Below are 14,654 nucleotides of genomic sequence, written 5' to 3'. Positions count from 1 at the left end.
GCGCGCCTCTTACAACAGCAGCGGTGAAATCTTGCTGCCGTCCACCGACACTCCGGCCATGAGGCCGCCATTGTTCAAGACGAAACCGACGATGGGTTGCTGCGCGGTGTAGGTATCGATGCTGCCGTTGACGCCCACGTTAGCCACCGCGACAGTGGCATCCGCCCCCACCGTCCAGCCGCTGCTGGCCCGGAACTTGGCCAGGGCGCCCTCCGTCATGAATAGCACCACCATCGCCTTGGACTGCGCGCCGGCCTGCAAGCCGATGGAGCCGCCCGTGATGCTGTAGTAGCCGGTATCCGACCCGCCTACGCGCAGCACGCCGGTTCCATGCTGGGCTCCCACAATAAAGCTCGCGCTCAGCACGCCCGGAAACACCAGCACGCCGCGCGCCCGTTCCACCAATTGCTTGGCCTGGGACGAGGACTGATAAAGCTTGGTCAGGGTCGCGTCGGCCGCGGTATCGAGTTCCTGCCGCTTTTCCGCGGCCGTGGCCGAGGATTGGGCAGTGGTCGTGGTGCAGCCGGTGAACACCAGGCTGGCCACGCCGAGCATCGCGGCGATCACGCCGGCCCGGCCTGCCTTGGGGAGAGTATCAAACATGTAGCGCTCCTTATTGTTGTTGGACGCCCCTTCCAGGCACGCCCGAAAGGAACGCCACCATCCTACCTGGGATTTCCGGCCCTGGCGCCCTGCAAGCGGGCTCTGCGTTACCTCCTGTTCCAATACGAGCAAGTGTCATTACACTTGGCCAGCATTTCCCCAATAATCGGCGGGGAGACACAGAGCAGAATGCCGCCTGCGCCAGGCATCGTGCACATTTTCTTCAGAAGCAAATCTGCGTCTGGACATGACCAACATCGACGCCGTGCGACACCGCCAGCCCGTACCCAGGCCGCGCCTTGATCAATTTTTTCCGAGCACGTCCGATGAAGTGGATTCTGGTCTCAATGCTATGCATGTTCGCTTCCGGCTGCGGTGTCGTCGCCGCCCCTTGCCGCATTGCATCTGCCGCCATCAAGATCGTGCCGGTCGTCGGCGACGTCGCTGCCGCGCCGACGGATGCTTGCGCGGAAGTCATCGACTGATGCACTGCCTGCCTTGTTCCCTTGCCTGCGGCAGACGCAGTTCCTTGATCCCACTTAGCTGCATGTGACAACGCTGACCATGCTCAATGCACTGGTCAGGTATTGGATTGCGGCAACTTTCTCCGGAGTCTGGTGAACGGACGAACTTTCCAGCTTCACCAAGGCATGCCTCATCAGCTCACTGGGAGACATCATTGAGATGTCAGGCGCCATTGGGCGAACGCCGCTCCACGCCAGGGCTTCCGCCTCGAAAGCCAGCGGGTCCAGGGCAGTACCGGGCAGGGCTTTGGATTTCATCGGAGTTCTCCATTGCAGTCGTGCGCAAAGAGAGATCAGAGCAAAGGCCAATACGAAAGTTCCGGAGTAACGGCAGGCCGTGGCTCAGTTCCAAGCATACGGATCTGGGTGCAGCCCACGCGATCTGGTGAACAAACTGGTGGCCATAGAGAGGGACCGGAACCCGCGATGGTTTGGTCCTAATCGCCCACTGCCCAACAAATTCGTCCTGACGGCATGCGCGCTGTCTTCCTGCGCCAACGCGATAAGGGAACCGCAGAAGTCCGCCCAACCATTTGCGATGATGCGGGGCTTCGGCGTAGTACTCAAAGAAGTTGATGTATAGCGCGTCACGACCGCCCCACAGCCCGCCTCGAGCGATCTTTTGTTGGCGCAAGGTCTATGCAGTAGCACCTACGCAAAAGCAGGTGCGAGCATTATTGCGACTTAGCAGCGAGAACCGAGCGAATGAATTGAACCCCTTCCGGTAGCACTCTTCGTACTTAGCATCCGAAAAAATGCCAGGAACGGCTTGCTGTACATCCAGCAAGACCATCGAGGGCTGGCTCCGCGCCACCGTGCGCGCCAGCGCGATGATCAACGCAACGGTGGATCTGTACACCGTGGGAGCGGTGCTGGGCCACCAGTCGGCGACTAGCACCAAGCGCTATGCGCACCTGGCGACCGACGCGATGAAAATGGTGCTCGGGGAGATTGGCAAAGAATCCCCAGACAAAAGAAAAGCGCGGGTTGCGTGAACTACACGCAAACCCGCGCCATTACTTGGTAGGCCCCCCGAGAGTCGAACTCGGCACCAACGGATTATGAGTCCGCTGCTCTAACCAGGCATGAGCTAGAGGCCCAGAAAACGATTACTGCCCTTCCAGGAAGCTCTTCAGCTTATCGGCCCGGCTGGGGTGACGCAGCTTGCGCAGCGCTTTCGCCTCTATTTGGCGGATGCGCTCGCGCGTGACGTCGAACTGCTTGCCCACTTCTTCCAGGGTCTGGTCGGTGCTCATTTCGATGCCGAAACGCATGCGCAGGACCTTGGCTTCACGCGGGGTGAGAGAGTCTAGCACTTCCTTGACCACATCGCGCATGGAACCGTGCAAAGCCGCGTCGGAAGGCGCCAGCGTGGACGTGTCTTCGATGAAATCGCCCAGGTGCGAGTCGTCGTCGTCACCGATAGGCGTTTCCATGGAGATCGGTTCCTTGGCGATCTTCAGGATCTTGCGGATCTTGTCCTCGGGCATGTCCATCTTCTGCGCCAGGGTCGCGGGATCCGGCTCGGCGCCGGTTTCCTGCAGGATCTGGCGGCTGATCCGGTTCATCTTGTTGATCGTTTCGATCATGTGAACCGGAATACGGATGGTGCGCGCCTGGTCGGCGATGGAACGCGTGATGGCCTGACGGATCCACCAGGTCGCGTAGGTCGAGAACTTGTAGCCGCGACGGTACTCGAACTTGTCCACGGCCTTCATCAGGCCGATGTTGCCTTCCTGGATCAGGTCCAGGAACTGCAGGCCGCGGTTCGTGTACTTCTTGGCGATCGAGATCACCAGGCGCAGGTTGGCCTCGGTCATTTCGCGCTTGGCCTTGCGAGCCTTGGCTTCGCCGGTGGCCATGCGCTTGTTGACGTCCTTCAGGTCCTTCAGCGGCAGCACGACGCGCGTTTGCAGGTCGATGAGCTTCTGCTGCAGTTCCTGCACGGCGGGAATCTGACGCTCCAGCGTTTCGGCGTACGGATGGCCAGCGGCCACTTCGTCGACAACCCACTGCATGTTGGTTTCGTTGCCCGGGAACACCTTGATGAAGTGCGTGCGCGGCATGCCGGCACGGTCCACACACGTGTGCAGGACGGCGCGTTCGAGCTGGCGCACTTCCTCGACCTGCTGACGCAGGGTGTCCGCCAGCTTCTCGACCATCTTGGCCGTGAAGCGGATGCCCATCAGTTCGTTCTGGATGGATTCCTGGGCGCGCACGTAGACGTCCGACTTGTAGCCGTCCTTCTCGTACGAGTGGCGCATCTTTTCGAACTGCTTGCCGACTTCGTCGAACTTGGCCAGGGCCTTCACGCGCAGGTCTTCCAGCTGCTTGCTGGACATGCCGCCGGCGGGGCCGTCATCGCCTTCGTCTTCCTCGGCGGAAACGCCGGCGCCGGCGTATTCTTCGCCGTCTTCCGGATCGACCAGGCCGTCGACCACTTCGTCGATCTGGGCTTGACCTTCGCGCACGCGCAGGATGTGGGCCAGGATCTCGTTGATCGTGGTCGGGCAGGCCGAGATGGCCATGACCATGTGCTTCAGGCCGTCTTCGATGCGCTTGGCGATTTCGATTTCGCCTTCGCGCGTCAGCAGTTCCACCGAGCCCATTTCACGCATGTACATGCGCACCGGGTCCGTGGTGCGGCCGAAATCCGAATCCACGGTCGTCAGCGCGGCTTCGGCTTCGTCTTCGACGTCGTCGTCGTTGGACGCGACCGGCGCGTTTTCGCTCATCAACAGCGTTTCGGCATCGGGCGCCTGGTCGTAGACCGCGATGCCCATGTCGCTGAACGTGCTGATGATGCCGTCGATCGCTTCCGCATCGACCAGGTCGTCGGGCAGATGATCGTTGATTTCGCCGTAGGTCAGGTAGCCGCGGTCCTTGCCCAGCTTGATCAGCTGCTTCAGGCGGTTGCGGCGCGCTTCGTATTCTTCGGGCGTGACGGGACCGCGGGCGATCAGGTCCTTGGGATCGGCCTTGCCGCGCTTGCCGCCGCGCTTGGGCGGCTTCAGATCGGGCAGAACTTCGCCGTCGCCGTCCATGGTGTCGTCAAAGCCGTCGGAGTCGTTGTTCGCGTTCTTGGCGGGACGTCCCGGGCGGCGGCCGCTGGGCGCGGGGCGCGCGCTGCCCACCAGGTCGGCGAGCTTGTCTTCGGCCTTCTTGGCGCGAGCCTTGGTCACCTTCTCGGGCTTGTCAGCCGCGGCAGCCTTGGTCGCCTTTTTGGCGGCCGTCTTGGCTGCGGGCTTGGCGACCTTCACCGCCGTCTTGGCGGGCGCCTTTTCCGCTGCCATGCTTACGACGCGCTTGGCCGTGGTGGCCTTGGTTTCGGCCGCATCAATTGCAGAGGAGGATTTGCCGGTGGATTTGGTCATAGTCGCTTCCGTGGTCGTCGCAACCCGTTCGGGCATGTTGCACCGCATGAAGCCGCTTTGGACGGCAGCCCAACACGGCGCTTATACGGGTAAATCAGGTGAATCAGCGGAGATCACGCGGCTGCGTTGTTCGCAGCGCCAACTCTTGCGAGCCCGCTTGGCGCCGTTCCGGTGCGATACCGTACTTGCGCCTTGCGTGCATGACCTCATCCTGCGGAGGCTCCCGGGCGTCGGGGGGGCTGCCTGCCTATAAATAGGCTTTGCTTGCTTATCGGGCCTTTGCCCCAAGCAGCTGAGTAGACACAGCACCCAAACCACTAACGCCATGCGGAGATAACCGCCGCCGGACTGCTTGATTCACCGCTTAGCTATATTAATTAACTATGTAACAAATTTGACGCGCGTATCCGCTTTTATTTCTGCCGTTGCGCATCCAACGTTCCATTATCTGGAGCATCCGCCGCGTCCGGATCGCCGGTACCGCGTCAAACCCTATACATCCATTAGATTCCGGCTGCCGGAATAGATTCCGCCCGCCGAATGCATTTCTTGTTGCCTGCGCACCGTGGCACGAGGATTACCGCCAAATTCAGCAAGAATCAGGCCGCAATCAACTGCCAGCACCACAATCCGCGTACATCAAAGACAGATCAGGCAGGTTCGCGCAATGCACACACCCGCCCAGTTCTATCCGCCCCGCTCCCAAAAACACGCTTTGCGAACGGACAACCTTTAATTTTAGCGCATTTAGCGCACGCCAGCACCTTTCAGTACTACCATGCGGCTGGATAGCTCCTGATAGCGCTTGCGCGCATCTTCCGTGGCCAGACCCGCCGCAGCGAGCTTGGCCATTTCCAGCTTGGCCGAGTCAAACTCGATGCGCCTCAAGGCATCGTCCCATTCCGTTTGCGGATCAGGCAGGTCTTCCTGGGACAGGATGTCGGCCCGCAGGCCCTTCAGCACCGTGGCCAGATCCGAATCCGGCTCCGCGGCTTCCAGCAAAGCGCCGACGTGGCGGGCACCGCTGGATTGCGCCAGCATGATCAGGTCTCTTACAAGACCTAGATGGGGGCCGTGGTCGATGACTTCAAGCTGCTGGTCACCCATGGAGTCGACCAGTTCAGGGTGCGCCAGCAACAATCCCAGCAGGCGCTTGGCCAGCGACGGCATGGTGCGGCGGCCTTCGAACCCGCCCACATCGTTGTCGCGCTTGCCTTTCCAACCGCCCTTGCCGCCCTTCCAGTCGCTCTTGCCCTTCCAGTCGCTCTTACCCTTCCACTCCTGCTTGCCGCCGCCGCGCTGAGCTCCTGCCCCACCAAAGTCGGAACTTTGGGACGGCAGATGAACCTGGTCCGCGTAGTCGGACTCATCGGCCGGAATGTCATGAAAATCGTGTCCGGCGAAGTCGTAGCCCGTGTCCGGATAGCCCGGCTCGTGGCCAGGCGCCGCAGCAGCGCCTGCATCGCCTCCCGCGGCGCCCGGCTTGGGCGCGGGCGCAAAGGGCTTGGCGGGCTGCTGAGCCAGCACCTGAGCCATTTCCTCCGGCGTCAGCTGCACCAGCTTTGCCATTTCCCGCTCTATCTGCACACGCAGCGCGCATTCGGGAATGGCGGCCAGCAAGGGCTTGGCCTCGTGCAGGCAACTGGCCCGCCCTTCGGCTTCGTTCATGTTGTGCCGCGAGGCCAGCTCGTCCAGCAGGAAGCGGGACAGCGCTACGGCCTCTCCCAGGCATGCCCGGAAAGCTTCCGCGCCCAGTTCGCGCACATACGAGTCGGGATCGTGCTCCGACGGCAGAAACAGGAAGCGGATCGCAATGTCGTCGCGCAGCACCGGCAGGCAGGCCTGCAGTGCGCGCCACGCGGCGCGCCGGCCTGCGCCGTCTCCGTCGAAGCTGAAGATGACCTTGTCGCTGGCGCGCAGCAGCTTCTTGACGTGGTCCGGCGTGGTGGCCGTGCCCAGCGTCGCTACCGCGTTGGCGATACCTTGCTGCGCCAGGCCGACCACGTCCATGTAGCCTTCGACCACAATGACCTGCCCTTCCTGGCGTATGGCCTGACGGGCCTCCCACAACCCATAGAGCTCGTGTCCCTTGGAAAACAGCGGGGTCTCGGGCGAATTCAGGTACTTGGGCTCGCCCTTGCCGATGATGCGTCCGCCGAAACCGATGAGACTACCCCGCGCATTGCGGATCGGGAACATGACACGTTCCCGAAAACGGTCGTAGCGGCGGCCGTCCTCGGATTCGATGACCAGCCCGGATTCCACCAGGACAGGGTCCTCGTAATTCGGAAAGACCTGCGACAGGCCATGGCGGTCTGTGCCCGACCATCCCAGGCCGAAATGCGCTGCGATTTCACCGGTCAGGCCACGCTGCTTCAAATAGCGGATCGCCGCGGACGAAGCCCGCAACTGCTTGAGGTAATGCGCCTGGGCGGCATCCAGCACCTGCGTGTGGCGGGATTCCTCGGCCTTGCGGCGCGCGGATTCCTGCTGCTGGCGTGGACTGCGATTTTCTTCGGGGACCGTCATTCCCGCCGACGCCGCGAGCGTACGCACGGCATCGGGGAAACTGGCGCCCGTGTGTTCCATCAGGAAGGTGATGGCGCTGCCATGCGCCCCGCAACCGAAACAGTGATAGAACTGCTTGGTGGGGCTGACAGTGAACGAGGGACTTTTTTCGTTATGAAAAGGGCACAGGCCAAGCAAGTTGGCCCCGCCCTTTCTCAACTGCACGTATCGCCCGACTATGTCGACGACGTCGACTCGGGCGAGCAAATCCTGGATGAATGATTCTGGAATCAATAGATTCGGGAATCAAAGATCAATACAGGCGCGGGGGCAGTTGTTGGCTACGGATGCGCTTGTAGTGGCGCTTCACAGCGGCGGCGTGCTTGCGCTTGCGCTCAGCCGTGGGCTTCTCATAGAACTCGCGCGAACGCAGCTCGGTGAGCAAACCGGTCTTTTCGATGGTGCGCTTGAAGCGGCGCAGAGCGGCTTCAAACGGTTCGTTTTCCTTCAGTCGAACGATAGGCATAAAGTGATTGGCCTGCTTGTAGGGTAACAAAAGTTGATGACAAACCTGGCTTGCTTACCAGCAACGCTGCGCGGGTCCAGGTACGCGTAAACGGCCTCGTCGATACTGAAATCATACCAACAGAGGCAGGTACCGCGAACGGGGAACCTTGAAAGCGCAATCCAGGCGCCGGACCGGCTTCAGCGCTGCTTGGCAGCCCTGAACCACAGACCCATCCCGGATTTCCGCTGGCTGTTTCCGTTACCCAAAGACTACCCAAAGAGTAACAAGCCAAGTTCGGTTTAGCGATAACCAGCGATTCTAGCATGGTCACGGCCACTTTGACTACTGGAGGGACAGTCTGGCGCCCTGGGCGGCCAGAATGCCCTCTCCTGCCGGAACGCCATGCTCAGCTCTTGGAGCCCTTGCGGATCCAGGCCTCGAGCTGGTGCGGACGCAGGCTGTCGTAATCTTCGAACGGCTGGTGGATCCAGGGGTTCGTCGGCAGCTTGTCGACGTAGTAGTCCGGCGTCGCCTGAGAATGGCCCTTCCACCACAGCACCGCGCTGCGCAGCTCGGTAATGTCGGCAAACTGGCTTTTCAGGTGATCGTAGACCTTGCTGAAGGTCTTGCCGGTATCGACCATGTCGTCCACCAGCAACACTCGCCCGGACAGGGTGCCGCGCGTGATCGTGATGAACTGGGCGATATCCATGTCGCCCTGCTTGGTGCCGGCCGCTTCGCGATAGCTGCTCGTGGCCAGGATGCCCAGGGGTACGTCAAAAATACGGGACATAACATCACCGACGCGCATGCCGCCGCGCGCCAGGCAAAGAATCTTGTCGAACTTCCAACCCGATTGATGCACCTGCAAGGTTAGGCGCTCGATCAGGCGGTTGTAGTCGTCCCACGTCACCCACAGATGGCTGTCATCATTGGTCGGCGTGCTCATAGGCAAGCATCTCCTGCTTAATAAATACGAAAAGGCCGCCGCCGGTATGAGACCGGCGGCGGCCTTGCGAATAATAACCCGATGTCAGCCCTTCAGGGGATGACGCAGCACAATGGTTTCATTGCGGTCCGGGCCGGTCGACACCAGGTCGATGGGCACGCCGCAAACTTCGGCCACGCGCTCCAGGTAGCGACGCGCTGCCTGGGGCAGCTTGTCGTACTCGGTGATGCCGACGGTGGATTCGCTCCAGCCGGGCAGTTCTTCCAGCACCGGTTGCGCCTGCGCCACGGCATGCGCGCCGTACGGCAGCACGTCGCGGAATTCGCCATTGACGCGGTAGCCGACGCCCAGCTGGATGGTTTCCAAGCCGTCCAGCACGTCCAGCTTGGTGATGCACAGGCCGGTGATGCCGTTCAGGCGGACCGAGCGCTTGAGCGCGGCGCCATCGAACCAGCCGCAGCGGCGCGGACGGCCCGTAACGGAACCGAATTCCTTGCCGATCGTGGCCAGGCGGGTGCCGATCTCGTCGACCAGCTCCGTGGGGAACGGGCCCGAACCGACGCGGGTCGTGTAGGCCTTGGTGATGCCCAGGACGTAGTCCAACTGCTGCGGACCGACGCCTGCGCCAGCCGACGCCGCGCCAGCCACGCAATTGCTGCTGGTGACGAAGGGATAGGTGCCGTGATCGACGTCCAGCAAAGCGCCCTGCGCGCCTTCGAACAGCAGGCGCTTGCCTTCCTGTTGCATGGCATACAGGTTGCTCGACACGTCCTTGACCATCGGGGCGATAGCCGGAGCCAGCGCCATGGCCTGGTCGCGCACTTCGTTGGCGGAAACCGCCTCGGCGCCCAGGTACTTGGTCAGCACGAAGTTGTGGTAATCCAGCACTTCGGCCAGCTTTTCGTCGAACAGCGCGGGATTGAACAGGTCCTGCACGCGCAGCGCGCGGCGGGCGACCTTGTCTTCATAGGCGGGGCCGATGCCGCGACCGGTCGTGCCGATCTTGCCGTCGCCCTTGCGCGCTTCGCGCGCCTTGTCGATGGCGACGTGGTACGGCAGGATCAGCGGGCAGATTTCGGAAATCTGCAGGCGCGAACGCACGTCCAGACCGGCGGCCTCAAGCTCTTCGATTTCCTTGAGCAGGGCTTCCGGGGACAGCACGACGCCGTTGCCGATGAAGCAGGTGACGCCGGGATGCATGATGCCCGACGGGATCAGGCGGAGAATCGTCTTCTTGCCGTTGATCCACAGCGTATGGCCGGCGTTGTGACCGCCCTGGAAGCGGACCACGCCCTGGACGGATTCCGCCAGCCAGTCGACGATCTTGCCCTTGCCCTCGTCACCCCACTGGGTGCCGATTACGACTACGTTCTTGCTCATGTTACGAATCAATATCGAGTTTCTCGGGAAATCCGGAAATCTCCCCGCGGCCCTCTCGTTGCCGAGAGGGGGTTAGTCACAGCGTTCTGACCGTCCAGGCGCCATCCTGCAGCGCCAGCTCGCGATCGCAAACGAATTCGTCCTGATCCTGCTCGTGACCGGGCAATACCTGAACGACAATTTCCCCCGACCGGCGCAGGCGGCGCACCGCCTCGGTCAGGGCGGGGGCTTGCCCCCAGGGCGCACGTACCGCACGCGCCCTTTCCGCCGGCGGCAAACCCGCCGCCAGCTTGCGTAAATCAAGACTGAAGCCGGTGGCGGGGCGGGCCCGGCCGAACGCACGGCTGACATCGTCATAACGGCCGCCGCTGACCAGCGCATCGCGCCAGCCTTCGGCATACAGCGCGAACTTCACGCCGGAATGGTAGCCATAGCCCCCGACGTCGGCCAAGTCCACGCCAAACGCCACATTGGGCATGGCGTCGACCACCAATTGCAGGGCGTCCAACGCGGCCACGACGCCCGGCAGCAGGGGCAGCTCACGGCGTGCCTCCTTCAGCACTTCCGGCCCGCCGTACAGCTTGGGCAGCAATTGCAGGGCCTTCAGGGTCTCTGCACGCAGGCCGGGAGCCCGTTCGGCCAGTTCGCCCAGCCCCGGAACGTCCTTCTCGCGCATCAGCAGAATGACGTCCTGCGACAGGGCCGTTGCCGCCGGATCGGACTCCAGGAGCGCGCGCAGCACGCCCGGATGACACAGATCAAGCCTCGGGTTACGCACGCCGGCAATTGCCACCGTTTCCAGCACCAGCTGGATGATCTCCAGGTCGGCCTCGAAACCGGCATGGCCGTAGATTTCAGCGCCGATCTGCAGCAGCTCGCGACTGGCCAGCAGGTCCGCCGGGCGGGCATGCAGCACATTGCCGCAATAGCACAGGCGGGTAACGCCAGCCCGGTTCAATAAGTGCGCGTCAATGCGCGTAACCTGGGGCGTCATGTCCGCGCGCACGCCCAGCGTGCGTCCGGACAATTGGTCGACCAGCTTGCAAGTGCGCAGATCCAGATCGCTGCCCGTGCCGGACAGCAATGAATCGATGTATTCGACCAGGGGCGGCGCGACCAGCTCGAAACCGTAAGTGCGATACAGATCGAGAAGTTCGCGGCGCAATTCCTCGATGCGCCGGGCCTCTGCCGGAAGTACGTCGGCAAGGCTCTCGGGCAGCAACCAGTTACCCATGAATGTTTACCTGAAGAACGCCAAGTGATGCGTGGGCGTCGCCCAAACGAAAAAGCGGCTGAGGGGGCGTAAGCCCGCTCAGCCGCTGCGGAATGTTTTCTAGCTTACGGGGTATTGTACATGGTTCGGCGACCAACGCCAGCCGGGACAGCACAACCGTCCCTTATTGCGGGGGGGATCCCAGGATGCCGCCCTGCCCGCAAGCAAAAAGCCCCTTGGACTTCCAAGGGGCTTTTTTCCGCATTACCGTCGCCGCGTCACTTGGCCGGCACGGTGACCGGCGCCAGGGCGTCGCCGGTGGGGTCCTTCATGAACTGGAAGAAGCTGGAGCTGGGGTCGACAACCAGCACGTCGCCCGGCTTCGAGAACGAAGCGCGGTAGGCTTCCAGGCTCTTGTAGTACGTGTAGAACTGCGGGTTCTTGCCGTAGGCCTGCGAATAGATCGCGGCGGCCGCGGCATCGCCCTCACCCATGATGCCCTGGGCCTTGGCGTAGGCCTGGGCCACGATGACTTCACGCTGGCGGTCGGCTTCGGCGCGGATCTTTTCGCCTTCGGCGGCGCCGATGGAGCGCAGCTCGTTGGCGACGCGCGTACGCTCCGCTTCCATGCGGCGGTACACCGATTCCGAAATTTCCGGCGCGAACTCGATGCGGCGCAGGCGCACGTCGACGATCTGGACGCCCAACGGCTCGGCGCGCTTGGCGACGTTGGTCAGGATTTCGGCCATGATCTTGTCGCGTTCGGTCGATACCACGTCGCGCACCGTGCGCACGTTGACCGAGGCGTTCAGCGCGTCGCGGATCAGCGCCTGCAGGCGCTCCTGCGCCACACGCTCGTTGCCGCCGGTGGACACGTAGTACTGGCGCGGATCCAGAATGCGCCACTTGACGTACGAATCGATCAGCAGGTTCTTCTTTTCGGAAGTCTGGATGCGTTCGGCTTCGTTGGTTTCGATGGTCAGAATGCGCTTGTCGAGCGTCACGACATTCTGGAACGGAGGCGGCGCCTTGAAGTAGAGGCCGGGTTCGCTGATGGTCTTGCGTACTTCACCCAGCGAGAACACCAGGGCATAGTCGCGCTCGCGCACGACGAAGACGCAGGAAGAAAGGGCGGCCAGCACGATGAGCAGGCCGACCAGGATAGGCATGAGACGTTGCATGATCAGGACTCCTCCGGGTTAGCGCGACGTACGGTCGCGAGGCAGCGTGTTGCTATTGCTGCTGCCGGAAGACTGAGGCACCGGCGCGGCGCTGCCGCGCGCCGGCGACTGCGCGGGCGGAGCCAGCGTGGTCGAACCGGAACCGGTGACACCGGACTTGCTGGCGTCCTGAGCGGCCAGATGCATGATCTTGTCCAAGGGCAGGTACAGCATGTTGTTGTTGCTCTTGGTGTCGACCATGACCTTGCTGGCGCGCGTGAAGATCTCCTGCATGCTTTCCAGATACATGCGCTGGCGCATGACCTGCGGCGACTTCTCGTATTCGCCGAGGATGCTGGTGAAGCGCGAGGTATTACCCTGGGCGTCGCCGACAACCTTGGCCTTGTAACCCTCGGCCTGCTCCGTCATGCGGGAGGCCTGGCCGCTGGCCAGCGGCACGACCTGGTTGGCGTAGGCCTGGCCTTCGTTGATCTGGCGCTCGCGGTCCTGACCTGCCTTGACGGCGTCATCGAACGCGGCCTGCACCTGTTCAGGCGGCTGCACGTTCTGGATCGCCACGGTGCTGACCTGCACGCCGGTCTGGTAGCGGTCCAGGATCTGCTGCATCAAGGTTTGCACTTGCGTGGCCACCGTGGTGCGGCCTTCGTAGAGCACGAAGTCCATGGACTGCTTGCCCACGACTTCGCGCATGGCCGTTTCTGAGGCCTGGCGGACGGATTCGTCCGGGTCGCGCGTCATGAACAGGTAATCGGGCGCGCCGTCGGCACGCAGGCGGTACTGCACGACGAACTGCATATCGACGATGTTCTCGTCCGTCGTGAGCATCAGCGCTTCAGGCAGGACCTTGTTGCGCGCGCCGCCACGGAAACCGACTTCGAACGTGCGCAGTTGCGACACGTTGACCATTTCGTGGCTTTGAATGGGATACGGCAGGCGCCATTGGAAACCGGCTTGCGACGTCGACTTGTACTTGCCGAACTGTGTCACAACCGCGACCTGGCCTTCCTGCACGATGTAGAAACCGCTGGCCAGCCAGATGCCGGCCGCGACCAGGGCGATCACCCCCAGGCCGATGCGCGCACCGCGCGGCGATGGCGGCGTCATGCCGCCGCGGTTTCCGGGGCGGTTATTGCCGCCCCCGCCCTTGCGCCCGAACAACGATCCGATGCGATTGTTGAAATCGCGCCAGACCTCGTCCAGGTCGGGAGGGCCGTCTCCGTTGCCTTGGGGCCGCTTGGGCGGCGGCTCGGAGCCATTGTTGTTCCCACGACCCCAGCCGGGGTCATTCAGATTGAAGAGTTTGATAATTCGCGGCATTGTTTCCCACAATCTGTCCGGTTTCCGCAATTGCCCCGCGCAACGCATCCAAACCGGCGCGCTCGGTGGCGCTTACAAATACTCGCGCAATCGTACCATGTGCATCGCGTTCCACCCGCGGCTCCAATCCGGCAAGATCGATCTTGTTGTAGACCAGAATGGTGGGAATCGCGGCCGCGCCGATTTCGGCCAGAACCTTGTTGACCTCGAAGATCTGTTCGTCGCGCTGCGGGCTGGCGGCATCGACCACGTGCAGCAGCAAGTCGGCATGCACGGTTTCTTCCAGGGTGGCGCGGAACGCCGCAATCAGGCCGTGGGGCAGATCGCGGATGAACCCGACCGTGTCGGACACCACCACCGAGCCCGCCCCTTCGATCCAGATGCGGCGCGTGGTCGTATCCAGCGTCGCGAACAACTGGTCGGCGGCGTAGCTGTCTGCGCGCGTCAGGGCATTGAACAAGGTGGACTTGCCGGCGTTGGTATAGCCGACCAGCGATACCGACAGCGCACCGCCGCGCGCGCGCGCCCGGCGCTGGGTCACGCGTTGGCGTTCGACCTTGTCCAGACGTTCGCGCAGTACCTTGACCTTGGCGCCGATCATGCGGCGGTCCATTTCGAGCTGGGATTCACCCGGCCCGCGCATGCCGATACCGCCGCGCTGCCGTTCCAGGTGACTCCACATGCGGGTCAGGCGCGTGGCCAGATGCTGCAGCTGGGCCAATTCGACCTGCAGCTTGCCTTCATGGCTCTTCGCGCGCAGCGCGAAGATGTCGAGAATGAGCGCAACGCGATCCACCACGCGCAGGTTGAAGGCGCGTTCCAGGTTGCGTTGCTGCGCGGGGGACAGCGGCTGGTCGAAAAGGACGATGTCGGCCAGCAAGGCCTGGGCCATCGCCACACCCTCATCGGCCTTGCCTGAACCGATGAAGAACTTGGCGTCGGGTCTGTCCCGCCGCGCCGTCAAGGTGCCGACGATTTCCGCGCCAGCGCCCTTGGCCAGCATGGCGAATTCCTCGGCATGGGCCGCGAAGTCCGGATCTCCCAGATCGACGCTGATAATCAGAGCGCGCATACATGCACCATATTGGAGCCAAAGC

13 protein-coding genes, 1 tRNA gene and 1 pseudogene are annotated in these 14,654 nt (G+C 62.6%); 2 read left to right on the top strand and 13 right to left on the bottom strand.

The features are described from left to right. Positions 1–9 precede the first annotated feature (9 nt). On the bottom strand, positions 10–603 hold the full coding sequence (locus tag ACM1PE_RS06450) for a YSC84-related protein (protein ID WP_419342704.1): 594 nt from the start codon (positions 601–603) through the stop codon (positions 10–12). 326 nt (positions 604–929) lie between these two features. Between ACM1PE_RS06450 and ACM1PE_RS06445 the strand changes: the two genes are divergently transcribed. Beyond that, complete coding sequence (locus tag ACM1PE_RS06445; protein ID WP_054458630.1) at positions 930–1,088, top strand: DUF6726 family protein; 159 nt, start codon at positions 930–932, stop codon at positions 1,086–1,088. Between the two features lie 54 nt (positions 1,089–1,142). Here the strand turns inward: ACM1PE_RS06445 and ACM1PE_RS06440 are convergent, their stop codons facing one another. Further along, on the bottom strand, positions 1,143–1,385 hold the full coding sequence (locus tag ACM1PE_RS06440) for a hypothetical protein (RefSeq protein WP_251877022.1): 243 nt from the start codon (positions 1,383–1,385) through the stop codon (positions 1,143–1,145). Positions 1,386–1,815: 430 nt separating this feature from the next. Further along, a pseudogene (locus ACM1PE_RS06435) lies at positions 1,816–1,929 on the bottom strand (DUF7424 family protein); the annotation flags it as partial. Here ACM1PE_RS06435 and ACM1PE_RS06430 point away from each other — a divergent pair. Then, positions 1,883–2,122, top strand: coding sequence for a tyrosine-type recombinase/integrase (locus tag ACM1PE_RS06430; protein ID WP_059378971.1), 240 nt, complete (start codon positions 1,883–1,885; stop codon positions 2,120–2,122). The pseudogene ACM1PE_RS06435 and the gene ACM1PE_RS06430 overlap by 47 nt on opposite strands. A 26-nt stretch (positions 2,123–2,148) precedes the next feature. Here the strand turns inward: ACM1PE_RS06430 and ACM1PE_RS06425 are convergent. The 10 genes from ACM1PE_RS06425 to hflX all read right to left on the bottom strand — a co-directional run bounded on the left by ACM1PE_RS06425 (position 2,149) and on the right by hflX (position 14,629). Further along, positions 2,149–2,227, bottom strand: a tRNA-Ile gene (locus ACM1PE_RS06425). Between the two features lie 9 nt (positions 2,228–2,236). Continuing rightward, the gene (rpoD, locus tag ACM1PE_RS06420) at positions 2,237–4,501 is read right to left on the bottom strand and encodes an RNA polymerase sigma factor RpoD (protein ID WP_059378969.1); all 2,265 of its coding nucleotides are present in this window, start codon (positions 4,499–4,501) and stop codon (positions 2,237–2,239) included. A gap of 747 nt (positions 4,502–5,248) precedes the next feature. After that, a complete protein-coding gene (gene dnaG / locus ACM1PE_RS06415; protein ID WP_419342703.1) occupies positions 5,249–7,303 on the bottom strand; it encodes a DNA primase in 2,055 nt (684 codons plus the stop codon). Between the two features lie 19 nt (positions 7,304–7,322). Further along, entirely contained in the window at positions 7,323–7,535 is a 213-nt protein-coding gene (rpsU, locus tag ACM1PE_RS06410; RefSeq protein ID WP_006218592.1) for a 30S ribosomal protein S21, read from the bottom strand. A 388-nt stretch (positions 7,536–7,923) separates the two neighbouring features. Continuing rightward, positions 7,924–8,466 carry a phosphoribosyltransferase gene (locus ACM1PE_RS06405; RefSeq protein WP_042792860.1) on the bottom strand — a complete coding sequence of 181 codons (543 nt, stop codon included), beginning with the start codon at positions 8,464–8,466 and terminating at the stop codon, positions 7,924–7,926. A gap of 84 nt (positions 8,467–8,550) precedes the next feature. Further along, positions 8,551–9,846, bottom strand: coding sequence for an adenylosuccinate synthase (locus ACM1PE_RS06400; protein ID WP_042792859.1), 1,296 nt, complete (start codon positions 9,844–9,846; stop codon positions 8,551–8,553). Positions 9,847–9,922: 76 nt separating this feature from the next. Beyond that, positions 9,923–11,080 (bottom strand): ATP phosphoribosyltransferase regulatory subunit, encoded by a 1,158-nt coding sequence (locus ACM1PE_RS06395; protein WP_118933164.1) that lies wholly within the window; start codon positions 11,078–11,080, stop codon positions 9,923–9,925. A gap of 257 nt (positions 11,081–11,337) precedes the next feature. Continuing rightward, positions 11,338–12,240: a protease modulator HflC gene (hflC, locus tag ACM1PE_RS06390; RefSeq protein ID WP_059378965.1), complete on the bottom strand. Its 903-nt coding sequence runs from the start codon at positions 12,238–12,240 to the stop codon at positions 11,338–11,340. A gap of 18 nt (positions 12,241–12,258) precedes the next feature. Continuing rightward, complete coding sequence (gene hflK, locus ACM1PE_RS06385; RefSeq protein ID WP_059378964.1) at positions 12,259–13,557, bottom strand: FtsH protease activity modulator HflK; 1,299 nt, start codon at positions 13,555–13,557, stop codon at positions 12,259–12,261. Continuing rightward, complete coding sequence (hflX, locus tag ACM1PE_RS06380) at positions 13,523–14,629, bottom strand: GTPase HflX (RefSeq protein ID WP_059378961.1); 1,107 nt, start codon at positions 14,627–14,629, stop codon at positions 13,523–13,525. Before hflX ends, hflK begins: the two co-directional genes overlap by 35 nt. Positions 14,630–14,654 lie beyond the last annotated feature (25 nt).

This window comes from Achromobacter sp. PD1 (genome assembly GCF_048541815.1).
GTDB classification, from domain to species: Bacteria; Pseudomonadota; Gammaproteobacteria; order Burkholderiales; family Burkholderiaceae_B; genus Achromobacter; species Achromobacter bronchisepticus_A.
This window is presented reverse-complemented; position numbering and strand designations above follow the sequence as displayed.